The 21826-nt window shown below is 31.1% G+C and carries 18 protein-coding genes; all 18 read left to right on the top strand.

Annotated elements, in window-relative coordinates:
• Positions 1–83: 83 nt before the first annotated feature.
• The 18 genes from INR75_RS02050 (at position 84) to INR75_RS01965 (ending at position 21641) form a co-directional block, all read left to right on the top strand.
• Positions 84–1577: a hypothetical protein gene (locus tag INR75_RS02050; RefSeq protein WP_223090550.1), complete on the top strand. Its 1494-nt coding sequence runs from the start codon at positions 84–86 to the stop codon at positions 1575–1577.
• 876 nt (positions 1578–2453) lie between these two features.
• A complete protein-coding gene (locus INR75_RS02045) occupies positions 2454–3863 on the top strand; it encodes a Coenzyme F420 hydrogenase/dehydrogenase, beta subunit C-terminal domain (protein WP_223090549.1) in 1410 nt (469 codons plus the stop codon).
• A complete protein-coding gene (locus INR75_RS02040; RefSeq protein WP_223090548.1) occupies positions 3860–4945 on the top strand; it encodes a polysaccharide pyruvyl transferase family protein in 1086 nt (361 codons plus the stop codon). The genes INR75_RS02045 and INR75_RS02040 overlap by 4 nt, the downstream gene beginning before the upstream one ends.
• Positions 4946–4950: 5 nt before the next feature.
• Positions 4951–5922, top strand: a complete 972-nt coding sequence (locus INR75_RS02035; RefSeq protein WP_223090547.1) for a glycosyltransferase family 2 protein — start codon at positions 4951–4953, stop codon at positions 5920–5922.
• Between the two features lie 7 nt (positions 5923–5929).
• Positions 5930–6946, top strand: coding sequence for a hypothetical protein (locus tag INR75_RS02030; RefSeq protein WP_223090546.1), 1017 nt, complete (start codon positions 5930–5932; stop codon positions 6944–6946).
• Positions 6947–7118: 172 nt separating this feature from the next.
• Positions 7119–8108, top strand: a complete 990-nt coding sequence (locus INR75_RS02025; RefSeq protein WP_223090545.1) for a hypothetical protein — start codon at positions 7119–7121, stop codon at positions 8106–8108.
• Positions 8109–8127: 19 nt separating this feature from the next.
• Positions 8128–9036 carry a polysaccharide pyruvyl transferase family protein gene (locus tag INR75_RS02020; RefSeq protein WP_223090544.1) on the top strand — a complete coding sequence of 303 codons (909 nt, stop codon included), beginning with the start codon at positions 8128–8130 and terminating at the stop codon, positions 9034–9036.
• A gap of 12 nt (positions 9037–9048) precedes the next feature.
• On the top strand, positions 9049–10290 hold the full coding sequence (locus INR75_RS02015) for a hypothetical protein (RefSeq protein ID WP_223090543.1): 1242 nt from the start codon (positions 9049–9051) through the stop codon (positions 10288–10290).
• Positions 10287–11525 carry a glycosyltransferase family 4 protein gene (locus tag INR75_RS02010; protein WP_223090542.1) on the top strand — a complete coding sequence of 413 codons (1239 nt, stop codon included), beginning with the start codon at positions 10287–10289 and terminating at the stop codon, positions 11523–11525. Before INR75_RS02015 ends, INR75_RS02010 begins: the two co-directional genes overlap by 4 nt.
• A 21-nt stretch (positions 11526–11546) precedes the next feature.
• Positions 11547–12155: a DapH/DapD/GlmU-related protein gene (locus INR75_RS02005; protein ID WP_223090541.1), complete on the top strand. Its 609-nt coding sequence runs from the start codon at positions 11547–11549 to the stop codon at positions 12153–12155.
• Positions 12156–12983, top strand: a complete 828-nt coding sequence (locus INR75_RS02000; RefSeq protein WP_223090540.1) for a glycosyltransferase family 2 protein — start codon at positions 12156–12158, stop codon at positions 12981–12983.
• Positions 12971–13846: a hypothetical protein gene (locus tag INR75_RS01995; RefSeq protein WP_223090539.1), complete on the top strand. Its 876-nt coding sequence runs from the start codon at positions 12971–12973 to the stop codon at positions 13844–13846. The genes INR75_RS02000 and INR75_RS01995 overlap by 13 nt, the downstream gene beginning before the upstream one ends.
• Before the next feature lie 51 nt (positions 13847–13897).
• Positions 13898–14806: a glycosyltransferase gene (locus tag INR75_RS01990; RefSeq protein WP_223090538.1), complete on the top strand. Its 909-nt coding sequence runs from the start codon at positions 13898–13900 to the stop codon at positions 14804–14806.
• Between the two features lie 372 nt (positions 14807–15178).
• Positions 15179–16309: a glycosyltransferase family 4 protein gene (locus tag INR75_RS01985; RefSeq protein ID WP_223090537.1), complete on the top strand. Its 1131-nt coding sequence runs from the start codon at positions 15179–15181 to the stop codon at positions 16307–16309.
• Between the two features lie 18 nt (positions 16310–16327).
• Entirely contained in the window at positions 16328–17065 is a 738-nt protein-coding gene (locus tag INR75_RS01980; RefSeq protein WP_223090536.1) for a WecB/TagA/CpsF family glycosyltransferase, read from the top strand.
• A gap of 58 nt (positions 17066–17123) precedes the next feature.
• Positions 17124–18467 (top strand): undecaprenyl-phosphate glucose phosphotransferase, encoded by a 1344-nt coding sequence (locus INR75_RS01975; protein ID WP_223090535.1) that lies wholly within the window; start codon positions 17124–17126, stop codon positions 18465–18467.
• A gap of 10 nt (positions 18468–18477) precedes the next feature.
• Entirely contained in the window at positions 18478–19260 is a 783-nt protein-coding gene (locus INR75_RS01970; RefSeq protein WP_223090534.1) for a polysaccharide biosynthesis/export family protein, read from the top strand.
• Positions 19261–19262: 2 nt separating this feature from the next.
• On the top strand, positions 19263–21641 hold the full coding sequence (locus tag INR75_RS01965; RefSeq protein WP_223090533.1) for a tyrosine-protein kinase family protein: 2379 nt from the start codon (positions 19263–19265) through the stop codon (positions 21639–21641).
• Positions 21642–21826: the final 185 nt, after the last annotated feature.

Raw genomic sequence — 21826 nt, 5'->3', positions numbered from 1 at the left:
TGCAGGCTTTTTTATATAATCTATATTTTTAGGTGTCGACGGCGAACAGAGTTATAAAAAACACGGGATTTCTTTATGCTAAAATGGCGATTACCGTTCTTATTTCCCTATACACAACAAGATTGGTTCTTGATGCTCTAGGCGTTTCGGACTATGGTATTTATAATGTTGTTGGTGGCGCAATCTCGATGTTAGGCTTTTTACATGCAGCGATGTCTTCAGCGACCCAAAGATTTATGTCGTTTTATGAAGGGAAAGGAGATTTGGAAAAGCAGAAAGTTATTTTCAATGTAAGTACTGTATTGCATTATTGTATTGCTCTATTTTTGGTAATCATACTTATATTTGCCGGCTATTTCTTCTTTAAAGGTATTTTAAACATACCTAATGAAAGAGTTTTTGCAGCCAAGGTTGTCTATGGAAGCTTGATAGTTAGTACTTTATTTACAGTTGTCAGCGTGCCATATGAGGCTGTACTAAATGCTAATGAGAATATGCTATACTATTCTATAGTTGGAATTGTAGAGTCTTTACTAAAGCTTGGTATAGCTGCATATATCCTTCATTATAGTGGTGATAAGTTAGTGATTTATGGGGTTTTGATGGCAATGGTGCCTTTAATAAGTCGAGTGATTATGCAGATATATTGTCACCGAAGGTATGATGAATGTGTGATATCCATATTTAAGTATTGGGACAGAAATATTATGAAAGACATGACTTCTTTTGCCGGCTGGAATTTTTTCGGGACATCAGTTAGTATGGTTACAAATTACGGACAGGGTATCGTTATAAATCATTTTTTTGGTACTAGAGTGAATGCTGCGCAGGGTATATCAAATCAAATTTCGGGTCAAATTGATGTTTTTTCATTAAATATGCTTAAGGCTCTAAATCCCATAATTGTAAAAAGGGAGGGTAAAGGAGACCGAAGTGCTATGTTAAATTCTGCTATTATCGGTAGCAAGTTTTCTTTTTTTCTGCTTGCGATATTCGCTTTGCCTATTATTTTAGAAATGCCTTTCATTCTCAAATTATGGTTGAAAAATGTGCCAGATTACGCTGTTATTTTCTGTAGGCTATTACTAGTGAGGGCTATCATTACAAGAACTACGTCGGGTTTATCAACGGCAATAGCTGCAGCTGGAAATATAAAAGTTTATCAGATAACTATTTCTTTAATGGCAATTTTGCCTATATTAATTTCCTGCGGATTTTTTTATTTAGGATATGAACCTTGGATTCTTTATTTGGTATACATAGTTCATGTAATTGTTAGATCATGGGGAGTTATGGTTTATTTTACTAGAAAGTTGTGCGGGTTGGACATTCGGAAATTTTATTTGCAGGTAATATTACCTAGTATTTGTATTGTTTTCCTTAGTATTTTAGTTTCTTTATGGCCGTTTACCGAAATGGAAATGGGGTATCTTAGATTGTTATCGGTTATCAGCTTAAGTATGCTATCTTTTTCCAGTTTGTTTTTTTTCGTTTGCTTGGATAGAAAGGAAAGAAATATTATTTACGGAGCGATAAGAAATATTAAAGAGGTAATTAAAAACCGTTATAATAAGTGAGGTAATTAGCTTTTGGGATCAAGCTTCTTTGAATTTTAGTAAAGATATTAACAAAATAATTTATCATTTGCATAGTGGAATGGAAAATGTTTAGAGTGGATTTTAATCTAGGGCTCTGTATTCAAATTTATCCCAAATTCAATTGTTAAAGAGCCTAAATAAACATTAATTTGTAATCTTTTCTTCCGAATATTTTCATGTAAATTTGTATCGTATTGATCTTTATATGTTTGATTCTATTCTCAATTTAAAGATCATTTGCAAAGAAATTTATTTTACTGAGAAATTGTCGTGACGTAATGCTGCCTATTTATTGACCTTTGAATGTATAATCGAAATGCTACTCTAATCAGGGAATTTTTTAAATGGTTTATTACTATATTGAAACAACAAATTTTAATGGAAACCTTTGATTAGAAAAGGTATTTATTGAGATTGCTTGCTGATGAATTTTAAATTTGGAAGACATTTAGTTTTATATCTAGGGAGTTTTCGGGAAGTTGTTTTATTTTCAATTGATTTAATCGAAAATGAATTAGAAAAATACAATGGAAAATGGGGAGTTATTTGATATAAAATCCAATTATTTGAGAGTTAAATCTAGGACAAAAGAGGGTCGATTAATTATTAATTTTAGATAATGTTTTATTATAGAGATTGAAAGAGATGATTTTTTTTCGAAATACATGCTTTTCTTGCAAGAGCATTAATTTAATGTATTATATGTTTAAGCCGGACATCGATATCGAATAGTTCTTTAAATTTTTAATAAAATTTTATGTAAAAACATCTCATATTTAGGATGTTTCTAGAAAGATTAATTACTATAAACTTAGGAATGTACATAAGGATGTACTAAAAGTAAAAAAAAAGATAATGAGCGAAGCTGTTGAACTTTACAAAACTGTAATTGCAAATGATTTATGTATAGGTTGTGGCGCATGCGCTTTGGTAAAAGATTCTCCATTTTATATAAATAAAGATAAGTATGGGAATATTGTTGCTAATGCGGATAAAAAGAACCTAGAAAATTCTTCTGCAAAAGTACTAGGAGTGTGTCCTTTTTCCGGAAAATCCAAAAATGAAGATGAACTAGGCGAAATGTTTTTTCCAGAAAATCGAATTGAAGATAAACACTTAGGTCGTTTTCTTAAAACCTATGCAGGTCACGTTGTAAATGATGATATTAGAAAAATTGCTAGTTCAGGAGGAATAGGAAAATGGTTTGCTCATAGTTTACTAAGAAACAATAAAGTTGATCATTATATTCAGGTTACGGAAAATAATTCAGGAAATGCTAACGAGGATTTATTTAAATACGATATTTTTTCTGATCCGGAATCGGTTATACACGGTTCTACTTCTGCATATTACCCAACAACTTTAATTGAAGTCGTTCAGAAAATAAGAAATATAGAAGGTACTTTTGCTATTACGGGAGTTCCGTGTTTCATAAAAACTTTAAGGCTGTTGGCCTTGAAAGATATTGATTTAAAAAAGAAAATTAAGTTTACTGTCGGGATCGTCTGCGGTGGTATGAAGTCTGCAAATCAAGCAAAGATGATTTCATGGCAATTGGGTGTACACCCTGATAATCTTACCAAAATAAATTTTAGAGGAAAAAACTATGGCGAAACACCTGCTACCACTAAAATATATCAGGTTTGGTCTGATAGAGACGATCAGGTTCGTGAAAAAAACTCTGGAGATATATTCGGGGCTGATTACGGTATGGGCTTTTTTAAGCCTAAAGCCTGTGATTTCTGTGATGATGTAGTAGGAGAAACAGCAGATATTTCTATAGGTGATGTATGGCTTCCAAATTATCGTTTCGACACGAAGGGATATTCTCTAATCATAGTTAGAAATAAGGAGTTATATAATATGTTATTAGAATTTGAAAGTAAAGGTGAGATTGTACTAGAAAATCTTGATCCTTTAGACGCTATAAAATCACAGCAGGGAGGGTTTAGACATAGAAGGGATGCTCTTTCATATCGACTCTTAAAACGTAAAAACAAGGGTGAATGGTATCCCGAAAAAAGAGTTAAACCTGGCGAATTTGAGATTGAAAAAAAGAGGAAGAAAATTTATGATTTAAGGGAGATTATGGGGGATGCAAGTCATGAAATATTCTTAGAAGCTTTAGAGAAAGATGATTATGGTATTTTTTATACTAAAATTTCAAAATACATAAAAAAATATATTACGGCTTATCATGGAGTCTATGTTGTTCGATTTTACAATAAAGTAAAGAGACGTTTAAATCTAATATTTAACCAATGAAGATAGGAATACTAACATTTCATCACGCCTTAAATAATGGAGCAGTACTACAGGCCTATGCTTTACAAAATTTTCTTTTTTCACAGGGTTATGAGGTGGAAATAATTAATTATAGGAGACCGATTAAGCATTCATTAAAAAATTTTATTGCTAAAAAACCTTTAACAGCATGGTACAAGACACTCGATCGATTTAATGCTTGGTCTTACGAGGTTCAAAAAAAGGATTTTGGAAATTTATTAATTAGAGGAGAAAGAGAGTACAATTCTTTACAAGATTTACAAGATAATCCACCCGAATACGAGGTTTATATAGCAGGAAGCGATCAAATTTGGAATGTAGGATCTAGTGATAAATTAAATCATGTTTATTATTTAGAATTCGGAAAGGATGACGTAAAAAGATTGTCCTATGCAGCTAGTATGGGGAATTGTAATGTTCCAAGACATTTAAATGAGCCAATTTTAAAATTATTGAAGAAGTTTGATGCTATTAGCCTTAGAGAAGTAAAAGCTGTTAATTATATTCAATCTTTATTTAAAGAGTCAAAAAGAATTTTTCATACTCCTGATCCTACTTTTCTACTCAAAGAAGAACATTACAAATTATTGATATCTGCTAGGTCGCATAAAAGACCATATGTTACAACCTATAGTTTAGCTGAATATGGTAATGACCAACTAAAAGCGGTTAACTATATAAAGAAGAGACATGGTGTAGATGTTATTAACTTAAGAAATCCGGATACATGTATTCGTTTAAGTGATGCTAAAAATATTATTGTAGAACCTAGAGAATGGTTGACTTACATGTATCACGCAAATTATACAATATGTTGTTCTTTCCACGCAGTGGTTTTCTCTTTAATTTTTCATAAGAGTTTTATTGTGGTTACGCCATATGCTAATGAAAGAATTTTGTCTCTTTTAAATAGTATTAACTTATCAAATAGAATTGTAATTAAATACGATGAATCTAAAATCGAGAGTATTTTAAATGAAACTATTGATTGGAATTTTGTAGACGAAATTATAGAGAAAGAACGTCAAAAGGGAGTTGATTTTCTCAAATCAAATTTATAATATCAATGTTTTCAGTAATAATTCCATTATACAATAAAGAACATACTATTGCACATACAATTCAAACTGTTCTAAATCAGACATATCCAGATTTTGAAATAATTGTGGTAAATGATGGTACTACAGATAATAGTGTGCAAAAAATTGAAGAATTAACTGATGATAAGCGAGTTCGAATTATTAATCAAATTAACAAAGGAGTTAGTGCTGCTAGAAATACTGGTATTATAGAGGCTCAGAATGATTGGTTGGCCTTTTTAGACGCGGATGATGAGTGGGAGTCATGCTATCTTGAATACGTAGTAAATTCCATAAGTAAATTTCCTAAAGCGGGAATGATTGTAAGTGGGAGGTGTGGACAAAGTTTGGTTACAAGGAAAAGGAATAATAAAGTTCCGGAAAATTTCCGGGGCAAAGTTGAGGAGATTGACTTCTTTGAGAATCCTCACGTATTCGCTCATATAAGTGCTACTGTAGTAAAGAAAGATAATGTTTTTGCAAATATAAATACATGGGGAGGGTTTATTGAAGGACAAAGGTCTAACGAAGATTTTGTTTTCTTATTTAGAAATGCTTTACACACTAAAGTAGTTTATTCTGGTTTTGCATTGGCTATTTATAATGGAGATGTAGAAGGTCAGACTACTAGTATGATGAGTGATGAATTAAAATTACAAGATTCTATCCTTTTTCATAATAAAGTTATCGAAGAGTGGATTAAAACTAAAAAGGCTAGTCGAACTTTTAAAATATTTATGAAATATGAAATACGACATATTTGGAGTGGATATTTACAATCTGGGAATTATGACTTATTGAGTTACTTTATAGATAATATGCATAGGGAATATTATAATTATTTTTCAAGCATGGAAAGGAAATTATTGCTGAATAAAAGTTTTAATAAATCGGCCCAATACTATATCCTTTTCACTAAAATAATTTGGAGAAGTAGAGGATATCCTGTAGTGAAATAATTGAAACATGGCAAAGCTTTTAAAAAAGTTTAATAGGTATTTACGGAGTAGAGTTGTGGCAAAAACTAGAGGTAGTTTTATTTATTTCTATTTGTATTATTCTTATTGGAATGCCAATTTTTTTAGTAACCAAAGGAAAAGGATAGGCAATGAGAATTCACCAACGTTATATTTCACAGCAGTACCTAATCAAGGTGCCGGAATTGGACATCAATTAGCAAATTGGATTGCGGGATACTGGTGGGCGAAACAATTTAATGTTACTTTTGCTCATATACCATTTAGTTCAGAATCGTGGGAGTCTTTTTTGAGTTTTGGAGATAATGAGGTTTTAGTAAGTGATCTTGAAAAAAATGGTTATCGAATGGTGAAAATTCCTTTATTTAAGGAAAATAATTTCGAAGAAGTAGAAGTAATAAAAAAAATAATTGAGAGTTATAGAGGGAAAAGAGTAATTCTAGTTTGCGAGCAAGATCAAAATTATAGAGATCAATTTGGGGTTATTGAAGATATACGATATAAATTTTATAATTCTGCAATAAGACGAACTGAAAAATTGATCTTTTCAGAAAGAAATTATAATATAGCTATTCACGTAAGAAGAGGAGATATTCTAAGCGATCCAGATAATGCTAATTTACAAATGCGGTTTATATCTGCTGATTATTTTCAAAATGTCCTTGATCAGACTTTAGAAATTATTAAATCAAATAAACCAATGCATATTTATTTTTTTTCTCAAGGAATCGTTGATGATTTTGCTGAATTTTCAAACTATCCAAATTTACATTGGTGTTTAGATATGACCGCCAAGGATTCATTTTTGCACATGGTTTATGCAGACGTTCTTATAACAAGTAAGAGTTCATTTTCCTATAAGCCAGCTTTGTTGAATAAAAACATCAAGATCGTCCCCGAAAATTTTTGGCATGGATATCCTGCAAATAATCATTGGATAATAGCTAATAAAAATGGTATTATATATGAGGAATGTAAAATTTTATTGAATAAGGAAGTCAATTAATATAATTAGAAATAATTGAAAAAGTTTTTAGGATTTTTTCTTAATGGTTTTGTTTGTTTTTTATCTTTCAATGGTCTGCTAATAAATTTGGATAATTAGCCCTAATAGATAGGTTTCTTCGGAATATCATCCATTCGGTTGATGTTATTAGCATACTAAAACTAGCATTAATATGAATATTTTTTATATAAATACACTTAAACTTTTTAAGAAGCTTTATTCTGTGGTGGCTAAAGTTAAACCTCTACAAGTACCTGCTAGAGAGGAGGATCCCGAAATTATTTCAAATATGGTATATGAAAAGCTAATGAGTGATAAACCTTGTATGATTGCAAGGTTCGGTAGTACAGAGTTAATGACTGTTGCAAATCATATAGGCGTGAATGAACAGGGTAGGGCCGTTTTTCCATATATTAAAGGTGAAGCTCTGCCATGGTGGTGGGATAAAAATAATATGATTCAAATGCAGCGCTGGAGTGGTTTCTTTCCGCCAACCTTAAACAAAATTGAGAAATTTAGTGAAATGATGCTTTCTGATATGAAACAAGTTGATATTTTAGGAAGTTGGCTAGGTAACGAATATTACTTCAGTGATAAGTTAAAAAATGCAAACAAAGTTTGGTTAATATTCTTAGATCCTTTTTGGGTAGAAAATCCATGGACGAAAGCTTTAAAGGGAAAGAAAGTGCTTGTAGTTCATCCTTTTGCGGAATTGATTGCGGAACAATACTCTAAACGTCGCAGTAAAATTTTTATAAACAAAAATATTTTGCCTGAGTTCGAATTAAAAACTGTTAAAGCAGTGCAAAGTTTAGGCGGTGATAGTAATGGCTTTTCAGATTGGTTTGAGGCATTAGAGGATATGAAAGATAGAATAGATAAAGAGGATTATGATATTTGTATATTGGGCTGCGGGGCATACGGTTTTCCTTTAGCAGCACACGTTAAAAGAAAAGGAAAGAAAGCTATTCATATTGGTGGGTCTTTACAATTATTATTTGGGATTATCGGTAAAAGGTGGGAAGATCCCAATTATGGAAGCAGGGCAAGATCCAAATGCAAAAATTTGAATTATCCTGATTTGATCAATGAGTTCTGGGTAAGACCTGAAAATTTTAGAACAAAGCATTCTGATAATGTTGAAGGTGGATGTTATTGGTGACTTGTAAAATAAAAATATCATGAAATTAAAAAACGTTAAAAATATATTCTTAAACAAAATCGCTGGATTTTTTTTTGCATCTGAACTTTTCTCTTCAAAGGGGCATATTTATATTTCTTTTGCTATACCAAGGTTTATGCGTGATAATTACAACTGGGGTGACGATATAAATTTTATCTTAGGAGAGAAGTTAAGTGGGAAAAAGGTAATACCATACCAGTATTCTATTATAAAAAATCATACAAATTATCTCTTTATCGGAAGTATTATACAGTGGTATTGTAATTCAAAATCTATTATTTGGGGATCGGGACTTATCGATGATGTCAAAAGCTTGCCGAAGCCAAAAAAAGTTCTGGCAGTAAGAGGGCCTCTAACTAGAAATGCTCTAATAAAGTGCGGTATAGATTGTCCAGAAGTTTATGGGGATCCCGCAATGCTTTTACCCTTAATATATAATCCGAAAAGGGAGATTTTATATAAAATTGGTATTATTCTTCACTATTCAGAAAGAGAAAATTTTGAATTTGTAGTACCTAAAGGCTATACAAAATCAGATGTCTTATTGATTGATATTGGTGAATATGGGAAATGGACTGATTTTTTGGATAAAGTTATTTCTTGCGAAATAATTCTTTCAAGTTCTTTGCATGGCGTGATAGTGTCAGAAGCATATAATATTCCTAATTTATGGACCTGTTTTGATCACGATTCATTTAAAAGAAAAACTTTTAAGTATATTGACTTTTACATGTCTATTAATAAAGATTTTATAGTAAAGCCTTATAAGTATGATAACCTTGTAACTGAAGATAATTTAGTTGAATTTGTAAACGACTTATGGAGGCCTGGGATTTTCGATCTAAACCCATTAATCAATGCATGTCCCTTTAAATTTCCTTATCCTAATAAGGATTCAATTAATTAGAAAGTATATCTGATGACAATAAAAGTTCGAAGTATCCTACCTTTTTCTGTTCTTGCATTAACTTTTATTTCAGTAGATTCTTGGAGTATAATTCCAATTGGTAATACGGCCTTTCAGTGGGGTGTCTCCTTGCTAATTTTAATTATGATAATTTATTATTATAATAAAATTCACCTTATTAATAGGCGTGATTATAGAATTGTTTTCATTTATTTAGTATGGACAATTTTCAATATCGTTAGAGGTATTACGTACGCTAAGTATTATTGGGACTGGAAACAATTAGTTAGTGGAAGCCTCGCTTTATTACTTCCATCTTTTGTATATGTATATAATAATCCGGCATTGCTAAATGAAACCTTAAAAGTCTGGTTTCGTTATGCATTGTTTGTTTTTTTTGTTTTTTTTATTTGGGTTACTAGTAATGGATCAAAACATTTTTATCTAGGACCTGTACTTTTATTATCTTGTTTTCTTCCAAGTTTAAGAAAAAAATATAGATTATTATTTTTAGCTCTTCTTATAATGATGCTCTTTATAGATATAGGGGCAAGAAGTCAGGTATTAAAGACAGCAGCAGCTTTATTGTTGAGTATATCTTTTTTCCTGAAATATTATTTAAAAATCGCATTATACAAATTTTTATTTTGGTTTTTTAGTCTAACCCCTTGCTTGCTTGTAATTTTGGGGTTATCTGGTGTTTTTAATATTTTTACTGGTTTTAATTCATTTCAGGGAGATGATTATAGACATACAAGATTTGTAAACGGTAGGGTTGTTGATGAAGATTTAACGGCAGATACCAGAACAGGACTATATAAAGAAGTTGTTTTTTCAGCATTAAAGAATAATTATGTCATCCTTGGTCGAACCCCAGCAAGGGGTAACGATTCTGAATTGTTTGGGGAAGGAATTAGTACAGCGACTGGATTAGACAGGCATGAAAGACATTCTAATGAAGTACTCTTCCTGAATGTATTTAACTGGAATGGACTAATAGGCTTAATATTATATTGTTTAATTTATTTTAAAAGCGCATATTTATCAATCTATAAGTCAAATAATATCTATTTAAAAATAATAGGAGTATACGTTATTTTTAGATTTGCATATGGCTGGGTTGAAGATTTCAATCGTTTTGATATCATGAATATATCTTTGTGGATGGCAATAGCGATGGGATTCTCAATTACATTTAGAAAAATGACTAATCAAGATTTTAAATTATGGTTAAATTCGAATTTTAGAAAATGAAAAAAATTGTTTGGCTCTGCAGCATGTCTTTCTCTACAGATAATGTGAAAAGCACTGGTAGTTGGTTACAACCAATGGCTCTATATATTCAAAAAAATAGAGAATACCAGCTATATAATATCGCAGCAAATTCAGTTATTGAAAAAGTAAAAAAATGTGATTTTTTAGATATACCACAATGGACCATTCCTGGGTCAAATAATATGGATGTCCCAATAGATTCATGCAGGGAAGTTGAAGCAATTTTAGACTCGATTAAGCCTGATTTAGTCCATATTTGGGGAACAGAGAATCTTTGGTCTGTGGTATATAGAAAAGGATTTATTAAGTATAAAACTTTAGTGGATATACAAGGATTGCTTTTTGCTTATACCGATTATTATTATGGAGGTTTAGATTTAAAAGATATTTTTTTTAAAACATTTGGATTAAAAGAATTGTTAATCCCAAAAAGAATGCTTCTTTTTAAAAAAAAAATGTTTTATGAACGAGGACAAGAGGAAATAGCTTGCCTTAAAGCATTTGAGAATATATCTTATCAATCAGAATGGGTGAAAAATCAAGTATCAACTGTTAACAAAAGTGCTCATTTATTTAAAACTAGTATAATGTTGAGAAATGCGTTTTATCATTCAGATACTTGGAAATTCAAGCCTGCTTCAGATAGTCCTATAATATTTAGTTCTGCTTCTGCGGCTGTTTCGTATAAAGGTTTACATGTACTTATTAAAGCTGTTTCGCTCTTAAAATCTACATATCCAAACATTCAATTGAGGCTAGCAGGAAAGATGCATGTAGGAGAGAAATTAATAGATGGCTATTCACTTTATTTAAAGAAATTAGTGAAACAATTATACTTAGAAGATAACGTTATATACACTGGGTCTTTAGATGAAAAGCAAATTGTAAATGAACTGTTATCTTGTAATGTCTGTGTAATACCTTCATTTATTGAGACTTATTGCTTAGCATTTGCTGAGTCAATGATTGTAGGAGTGCCAACCGTAGCGTCTTTTGCAGGAGCAATGCCTGAGTTGGCTAAGAATGAAGAAGAGGCACTCTTTTATAATTCTATTGATTTCGGTAGTTGTGCTGCCCAGATAAAAAGGCTTATTGAAGATATGAGTCTCGCACGAAAGCTTTCAATTAATGGTCGAAAAAGAAGACTAATTGAAAATAAACCTGATTCGGTGCTTGCTAAGCAACTAAGCATCTATAATGAGTTGATTATTTAAATTGTTATAAAACTATATCAAATGGGCTTTTATTTTTTTTACAAAGGCTTTTCAAGATTTTTTCAAAATCTTTTAAGACTAATAAATAGGGTTCAGACATTTTTTATATTTAAAGGGAATAGGGTAAAACATAATACTTTCAGAACTTGTGGAAATCCATATGTAGTAGTTGCCAGAGGTGGAAAATTAAGTATTGGTAAATCCTTTCATATGAATAATGGTATAAGAGGTAATCCTATTGGGATTTATGATAAATGTACTTTTTTCGTTGATAATCAAGCTGTAATGACAATTGGCGATAATGTTGGGATGTCTCAATCAGCTTTAATTTGTCATGAGAAAATTACTATTGGTAATTATGTTAAAATTGGCGGTGGAGTAAAGATTTATGATACTGATTTTCATTCATTAGATCCCATGAAAAGAGCTAGTAAAAACGATCAATTTCATAAAGCTAAAGCTGCTGTTGTAATAAAAGATAATGCCTTTTTAGGAGCATGTAGTATGATTTTAAAAGGTGTGACTGTTGGAGAAAATTCAATTGTAGGAGCTGGTTCTATTGTAACTAAAGATATACCCGATAACCAAATATGGGCGGGTAATCCCGCAAAATTTATTAAGAATATTTAGATGAAGAATATAGCTGTTCTGTTAACTGTTTTTAATAGGAAGAAAAAAACACTTGAATGTCTAAGAAAATTATATGATCAAAGAATTCCTGAAGCATATTCACTAGAAGTTTATATGGTTGATGATGGTTCTTCGGATGGAACTTCAAACGCAGTTGCATTGGAATTCCCAAAGGTTAATGTTATTAGAGGAAATGGGGATTTGTTTTGGAATAGAGGTATGCACAAAGCATGGATTGAAGCCATGAATAAAAAGAACTATGATTTCTACTTATGGTTGAATGATGATACTTTTATTTTTGAAGGAGCTCTGGAAACTATAATTTTGGATTCTAAAAATAAGGATGATCGAAGCATTATTTGCGGAACAACTCAAAGCTTGTCTGGATCTAAGCTTAGTTACGGAGGACGAAATGAGAATGGGGAGCTCATTAGGCCGAGCAATGTTTTAAAAGAATGCAAATACATGAATGGTAATTTTGTACTAATTCCAAAATTTGTAAATGATCTAGTAGGAACTATAGATCCGGTTTTTCGACACAGTATTGGGGATTTAGATTATGGTTTAAGAGCTCAAAAAAAAGGTGTTCAGGTCTTTGTAGCTTCTAAAGTAATAGGAGCGTGTGATAATCATCAATCGCTACCCAAATGGTGCTTGATTGATATCCCTTTAAAAAGGCGTTTGAAGTCTCTCTATTCCCCCTTGGGGAATAGCCATCCTTACTATTTTTTTATTTATGAGAATAGGCATCACGGCCTATTAGTAGCTATGAAACATTTTTTTACAATTCATTTAAGAGCATTATTTCCTAGATTATGGAAGATTTAAATAAGGTATTTCAAACTGATTCTAAAGATATACAAGAGTTTTATCAGTCTAACAGTAACTATATTGTTCAAACCGATGAAAATAGTTTGAAAAATTTGGCGGCGGGAGAAAGACCTTTCTGTGCAATATATTTTAGCAGTCATGACATTTATTACCCTAATAATTCTGAATCGTTTTATCAGCAAGTTGTGAGGAAAAATAGATTTGAATGGTATAGAACTCGTGTCCAAAAAGCGCAGAAACATATTTTTCTAAGAGATATTAAAAAGCAGTGGTACTTGGCGGGAATAAATCATGAGTTAAACTCTATCGAGATGGTACTTGCAATGTTGAAAGAGGAGACTGCAGGTTTCGATATTGTGACTATAGGAAGTTCTGCTGGAGGTTATGCTGCTATGCTTTTTGGGCAATTTTTAAATGCTAATTATAGTTTGAGTTTTAATGGGCAATCTCAGGTTTTTGATCTTTTAAAAAAATCTAAGGAGGAAATTAATCCCATACTCTTTCGAGAGAGAAATAATAATTTTATCAATAAATATTTCTCTATTAAAAAATTTATTAATAATCCAGAAAAAATATTTTACTTTTATTCCAACAACAGCCCATGGGATGTAATACAATATGAGCATATTAAGAACATTTCGATAAATTTTGTTAGTTATAGTACGAGTCATCATGGTATTCCATTTGTTAAAAGTTCATTACCGAAAGTGATTAATTTAGATAAGGAAGATTTAGAAAAACTATCAGGGAAAACATACAATCCTATTTTATTTTCCGTAAAAATGGATGGAAGTCTTATCGTGATGCGTACGTTGTACTTCCAAATAGTTAAAAAATTAAAAAGGAAACTTAATTTTTGAAATTATTCGGAGTATTAGATGATAATAGACTTTTTAACTATGACTTAATTTATGAAAAATAATAATTTGGCTCCAATATGCCTGTTTACGTATAATAGATTAAATCAAACTATAAAAACAATAGAGGCTTTAAGTGATAATTATCTCGCCTCTAGAAGCGATCTAATAATCTTCTCTGACGGAGCAAAAGATAATAAGACTCAAAAAGAAGTTGATGATGTTCGTAATTTTCTAAAAACGGTAAATGGATTTAATTCTATAAAAATTTTTGAGTCAAATGAAAATAGGGGACTTGGACCCTCTATAATATCGGGAGTTAGTCAAGTAGTTGGAGATCACGGTAAGGTTATAGTATTGGAAGATGACTTATATACAACACCTAACTTCTTAGATTATATGAATCAGGCGTTAGATTTTTATGCAGACAACGATAAGATTATTTCCGTATGTGGTTACGGCCTTAAAATCAAAAAGCCTAAAAACTATATAGATTCTGATTTTTATTTATACGGTAGATCATCCTCATGGGGTTGGGGTACCTGGAAAAATCGTTGGGAATCGATAGACTGGGATGTCAAGGATTGGCAAAATCTGAAATCTAACAAGACTAAGATCAAGGCCTTCAATTACAATGGGAGCGATATGTTTGCTATGCTCAAGTCGGTTAAAGAAGGAAAGGGAAACTCTTGGGCTATTAGATTTTGTTACACTCAATTCAAACAGCGTAAGTATTCATTAATGCCGTTCAAATCATTTGTAGAAAATATAGGGTTCGGAAATGAAGGCACAAATACGAAATATAAGTTTTCAAGATTTAAAACTGAAATGAATCCTGGTAAAGCCAGAAAATTTAATTTTGATAAGAATATTAAAGTAAACAAAAATATTGAAAGAGAATGTTATAAATACCATAGTTTAATAATCAGAGTTTATTCTCGTATCAGATATGTGCTTGGTTAATTTTTCTTTAAGTTATACTTCTCGCAATGTCAAGTTGAAATTATTATCTCCAAATATGACGCGAAAATAAAATTTATATTACGATTTTTAGTGTAATCATAATAACGCTCAGTCTTATCCTCTAGAAATTATTCAGCTATTTAATGTTTAATTATTTAAGTTTTGTCGATGAAAAAGTTGTGGTATACTTTTTAAGTATTTAGTTTTTTAGTTTTTTAGTTGAAGTGCAAAGTGAATTTTTAGACTATTGTTTTAAAATTGAAAAAATTATAGGTTATAACTATAATTTTTTCAATCTTGTAATCGCTTAAATTGACTTTTTAATCTTTCGAGATATATACTAACATAATTTTGATGTTTTATAATTTATAAATGGGTAATCAAGAGTTGAAAAAAAAAAAAGATATTCTTTTTCTGTTGCATTTGCCACCACCAGTTCATGGGTCATCCATGGTTGGTCAATGGATTTACGATAGTAATATCTTAAAATCATATTTTGGTACTAAAACATACATAAATTTATTAGCATCTAAAAGAGTTTTAGATAGTGGCGCACTATCACTTTCTAAACTGTTTACGACAATAAAACTTTTTTTTAAACTATTTTTCCACTTATTATTACATCCTGTCGATTTATGTTACTTTGCACTTACAACAACGGGTATAGCATTTTATAGGGATATAATATTGGTGTTTTTTTTAAAACTATTCCGTGTTAAAAGGGTTTATCATATTCACAATAAGGGAGTTGAAAAGGCTTCTAGAAATAGATTGAAAAGGAGTTTGTATGATTATGTTTTCAAAGGCTCGAAAGTTATTATCTTATCTAAATATCTTTATCAAGATATTTGCGAATATGTCTCCGAAGAATCACTATATATATGTCCCAATGGAATCCCAAAAATAAACGTTAAGGTATTAGAGAAATCAAAATTTTCGAAAAAAAGTGTAAAAATTTTATTCCTGTCTAATTTGATCGAATCTAAAGGAGTTTATATACTTTTGAAAGCTATGTCTGAGCTTAATAATAAAAACTTGGATTTCAGTGGTATTTTTGTAGGAGGTGAAGGAGATGTGTCTGAAATCCGTTTTTTGAAAATAGTAAAGGAACTCGGTCTTGACTCAAAAGTAAGTTATTTAGGAAAAATGTATGGAGATGATAAGGTGAAGGTTTTTCAGTCAGCTGACATCTTTGCTTTTCCAACATATTATCCCATGGAATGTTTTCCTTTAGTGTTGCTTGAGGCTTTGCAATATAAGTTACCTATAGTAACTACGCCCGAAGGAGGGATCTTGGATATTGTAGAGAACGGAAGTAATGGATATATTGTTCCTCAAGAGGACGTTTGTTCTTTAGCTCTTGCTTTGGAAAAGTTGATTAAAAATAAGAATTTAAGAAAAAAAATGGGTGAATTAGGACGAGAGAAGTATACGGAAAATTATAAATTGATAAAATTTGAACAGAATTTATTAGATGTTTTTCAACATATTTTGGAGAAATAATGCTTTCTGGATCTAGTTATGAAAAAAAGATTAATCAGCATTGAACTTACTTGTATTCCCTTTTTGGAATTTTTAAAAGAAATAGTAAAGCTAGCAGAAAAAGGTTTTTCCTCTTATGTTTGTGTAGCAAATGTGCATATGGTTGTAGAGGCATATCGCGATAAGGCATTTTCAAGAATAGTTAATAATGCCGACTTGGTTACACCAGATGGTATGCCTTTAGCTAAGGGGTTGAAATTTATCTATGGAATTGATCAGGAACGGGTAGCAGGAATGGACTTGTTGCCTGCTTTGCTGAAAATAGCTGAAGAAAGTAAGATTAAAGTTTTGTTTTATGGAGGAACAGATTTGATATTAGAGCAAACTAAGTCATATTGTGAGGTCAATCATCCTGATTTAAATATCGTAGGCTTAATAAGTCCACCTTTCAGGGAATTAAGTCTTTGGGAGGAACAAAATTACACAGAATTAATTAATTCGAGTGAAGCAGGATTGGTTTTTGTGGCTCTTGGTTGCCCTAAGCAGGAAAAATGGATGGCTAATATGAAAGGTAAAATTGACGCATGCATGATCGGGATAGGTGGTGCTCTTCCTGTTATGGTTGGGCTGCAAAAAAGGGCTCCGTCATGGATGCAGAAAGCTTCAATAGAGTGGTTGTTCAGGTTAATGCAGGAACCAAAGCGTTTGTTCAAAAGATATGCTTATACCAATTCTTTATTTCTTTATTTGATGCTCAAGGAAAAATTATATAAATGATATTATATCAATTAATATAATTCGTAATAATTATTCTAGCAATATAGTTATAAAAAATATGAAAAGGTCTTCTTTAGTTATACCTGTTTCGATTATCATTCATCTTATCGTAATCAACTTAACGTTGTATGTTTTGACCTACGATACATATAATGATATTGTTGCTATAGTCTATTATAATTTATGTTGGATGTTGATTACTTTCGGAATAAATTTTTACCCGACAAAAAGAAATGAACGCTTCTTTACCAATTTTCATAAGCTTCTTAATCTTTTTTTAATTTATTCATTTGTTTATTTCACGAGTTTTAGTTTTAGAAGTATAATTATTTCACCTATATATCATTTAAAAGTTTTACTAGTGATTTTTGCTACAATAACCTTATATCGATATATATTCTATTACTTAAGAGATGTTTATAGAGTAGAAGGAGGTAATTTTGTAAATGTAATTGTAGTTGGGCGAGATAGAAAATTAAAAAAAATTAGGCAAATTTTTGATCAGCCTGAATTGGGATACCGTTATAGAGGATATTTTGATAATTATTCTTCTAAGAGTATAACCTACTTAGGGAAAATCGATCGTGTGTGCAGTTTTATCCGCGAAAATAGTGTTGATGAAGTATATTGTATGGTGTCTCGTCTATCTTCAGATCAGATTAATGAACTTATTGCGTTTTGTGATAATAATTTAGTGAAAATTAAAATGGTGCCGGATAATAAGGAAATTTATACTCGAGCTATGAACGTTGAGCTTTTCGGAAATGTTCCAATATTAAATTTAAGAAAACTACCTTTGGATACTGATGTGGCACGATATACTAAACGTAGTTTTGATATTACTTTTTCCATTTTAGTTATTGTATTTGTTTTGTCTTGGTTGATTCCTATTATAGGATTATTAATTAAGATAGAATCGAAAGGACCAATACTATTCAAACAAAAGCGACATGGGGTAAACAAAAAATCCTTTTATTGCTACAAATTTAGATCCATGGCGGTTAATAATGATGCAGATACTAAAATGATGACAAAAAATGACGTCAGACTCACTAAAATTGGAAAGTTCATTCGTAAAACAAGTATAGACGAATTGCCCCAATTTATAAATGTATTGAAAGGTGATATGAGTGTAGTTGGTCCAAGACCGCATATGGAAGCTCATACAAAGGAATATGAGAGCTCTGTGGATAAATACTTAGTAAGACATTTCGCAAAACCGGGTATAACAGGTCTAGCCCAGATTAAAGGTTATAGAGGTGAAATTATGGTAAAATCGGACATTGTAAATCGCACACGATTGGATATATTTTATGTTGAAAAATGGTCTTTAATATTAGATATTAAAATTATTATAAAAACAGTTTTAAACGCTCTTAATGGTGAGGAAAAAGCTTATTGAAATTTATTTTATGCTGAAATTTAGAAGTTTTATTACAATGGTATGTTTTGCATTACTAACGTCTTGTGTTTCAAGAGAGGATATAGTTTATTTTAACAATGCAGAGTCTTTAGATATTGCTAGTAATAAGGTTAGCTATGACGCTTTAAAAATTAAACCAAACGATCAGCTCAACATAACTGTTTCTGCCGATGAGGTAGAAGCAGCTATGCCTTTCAATTTACCTTTTGTAGGTAAAAGTTTGGGGGGGGCTGATTCAGGTCTGAATGTAACTAATGCTTTGCAAAGTTATTTAGTTAATTCCGATGGAGAAATTCAATTTCCAGTTATTGGGACAATTGAAGTTGCTGGTTTAAATAGAAAGGAGTTATCTATATTTTTGGAAAAAAAAATCTCTGAGTTTATAAAAAATCCAATAGTGAATGTGAGAATATCCAATTTTCAAATAACTGTCTTGGGCGAAGTAGCTCGACCAGGTACCTTTTCTGTTTCAGATGAATATTTAAGCTTGCCTAAAGCTCTTGGGCTAGCCGGGGATCTTACCATTTATGGTAAAAGGAAAAATGTTCTTATAATTCGAGAGCTAGAGAACGGTGACAAACAACACGCTTATCTAGACCTGACAGACTCAAATTTTATAAATTCGCCGTACTATTATTTACAACAAAATGATGTGGTATATGTAGAGCCAAACGCGCCTCAAATCCAATCTTCAAGTTACAACCGAAATGCATCAGTATACATTTCAATTGCTTCAGTTCTAGTTTCTCTAGCTGTTTTAATTACCAGATAAATATGAATAACGATTTTCAAAATTTTCAGGAAGAAGAAATTAATATTAGAGAAGAGCTACAGAAGTATCTAAAATATTGGCCTTGGTTTTTAGTTTCTATTTTTTTTGCTTTGCTATTTTCTTTCTTATATCTTAAATTATCAAATCCTGTCTTTCGCAGTAGTGCAACTATAATCATCAAGGATGAAGACACTAAATCACCCGGTTCTGGAATGAGTTCATTTGCAGATCTTGGAGTTTTAGATGGTCTTCAAACTAGTAGTATAGAGAACGAGATTGGATTATTGAAATCAAAGAGAATGATGGCTAAAACTATAAGCTCTTTAGATCTCAATATTAGTTATTATTCATCTAGTTTTTTATTTAAAAAAGAAATTTATAATAAGGTTCCATTTCATGTTAATATTTTGCATTTGGATCATGCAAAATTAGATCGCGCTAAAGTAAATGGGCTTAATTCTTTTGTTGTAATTTGGAATAATGATAAAATTACTCTTCAGAATGAAGTTGAAGATGAGCAATATCATTCAGAATTTGGTAGCTCTTTAGACCTAGGCTATGCTGATATTGTAATTCGTAAAAACGAGAATTTTATTTCTACTACATCAGATGATAAATCTGATTACGGCTTTACAATTCAATCAATAGAATCAGTTGTAAGCTCTTATAATAAAAGGCTAAATGTAGCTTTAATTGATGATAATTCAACTCTTATTGAATTGAGTTTAGATGATCAAGTTCCTGGTAAGTCTAGAGATATTCTGGATCAATTGATAGTCGAATACAATAAAGAGGCCATAATTGATAAAAATATGGTGGCGACTAATACGGCTGAATTTATTGATGAGAGATTGAAAATCATAAATTACGAACTTGATTCCGTTGAAATTGATAAAGAAGTTTTTAAAGAGCAGAGAGATTTAACTGACATAAAATTTGAATCAGAGATTTTTCTTGAAAATGCAAGTGATTACAAAAAAAAGAGACAAGAGATAGCAACACAAAAGCAATTAGCTTCTGAAATGTTAAGCTATTTGCGTAACGCCGATAATTCTGAAATATTGCCAGTAAATCTTGGTTTTGAAGCAGAAGGATTGAATATGCAAGTAAGTACTTATAATAAATTAGTTATTGAGCGAAATCGTATCTTGGAAGCTTCATATTTAAAAAATCCTACTGTCAAAAAATTAGATCAACAGATTGAACAGCTAAAGTCTGGTTTGCTCAAAAGTCTGCAGAGATTAGAATCTAATCTTAATATATCTATTGATGAGCTGGAGAATGAAGGAAACAATATTAAATCAAGGATTTCAGAGGTGCCTGCTATGGAGCGTCAATATAGAGGCATTGATAGGCAGCAGCAAATAAAAGAAAGTTTATACCTTTATTTGTTGCAAAAGCGTGAAGAGAATTCTTTATCTTTAGCTGTAACGGCTCCTAAAGCTAAGATTGTTGATAAGGCTTTTACTTCTGGAACGATAGCACCTAATTCAAAAGTTATTATTTTAGGAGGCTTTTTTATTGGTTTCTTTTTGCCACTTCTTATTATTTATGGTAAGAATATACTCAATAATAAAATTAAAAATCGAGGAGACTTAGAAAGGAGATCTAAAGATATATCTATTATCGGCGAGATTCCAACAATAGATAAAAAGCAAAGTGATTTGATTACCGACTCTGATCGATCAGTGCTTGCTGAGTCTTTTAGAATTGCAATAACTAATATGCAATATCTGCTTGTAAATAAAGGTGATAAGCAGAAAGGAATCAAATTGTTGGTGACATCTACTGTTAAGGGTGAAGGGAAAACTTTTACTTCTATGAATTTGGCCTTAACTTTGGCAAATATGGGTAAACGAGTCATAGTGGTTGGAGCCGATTTAAGAAATCCTCAATTGCAGCGCTATGTTGGATCGAGAAAACAACTTGGAGTTAGTGATTATTTGGTTAATGGAGATGTGAATTTAGGCAGTTTGATTGAGCAATCTGAATTAAACAAAAATTTAGACTTTTTAACGTCAGGAAGCATACCGCCTAACCCTTCCGAATTATTAAGACATATCCGATTTAGTGAAATGTTGAATAATTTGGAAATCAACTATGATTACATTATTTTGGATACAGCACCTTGTATGTTAGTTGCCGATACTTTTTTGATAAGTCAATATGCAGATTTAACATTATATGTTGTAAGAGCTTCTTATACTGAAAAGGCTTTATTGCAATTTCCTATTGATTCAAAAAAGGCAGGCAAGCTTCATGATGTCAGTTTTATACTAAATGATGTTGATCTGGCTAATTTTGGCTATGGAAATAAATATGGTTACTCATATGGGGCAGATGAAAAAAGCTTTTGGCAGAAAATTAAATGGCGTTTTTAGTTTAAAGCATTTTGTGCTAATAACTGGAGCTTAGAAAATACGATTAAAGAATTTTATCTTTAGTTTTAATCAAAGAAATACAGGAAATGGAAGAAGTCCGAAATCGGTCTAGATTTTTTTTGATTGGTTGTTTTTATTTAATAGCTATTTCTTCTTATTCACAGTTCCAACTGGATATTGAATCT

The sequence above is a fragment of the Zunongwangia sp. SCSIO 43204 genome (assembly GCF_019904275.1).
Taxonomy (GTDB): domain Bacteria; phylum Bacteroidota; class Bacteroidia; order Flavobacteriales; family Flavobacteriaceae; genus Zunongwangia; species Zunongwangia mangrovi.
This window is presented reverse-complemented; position numbering and strand designations above follow the sequence as displayed.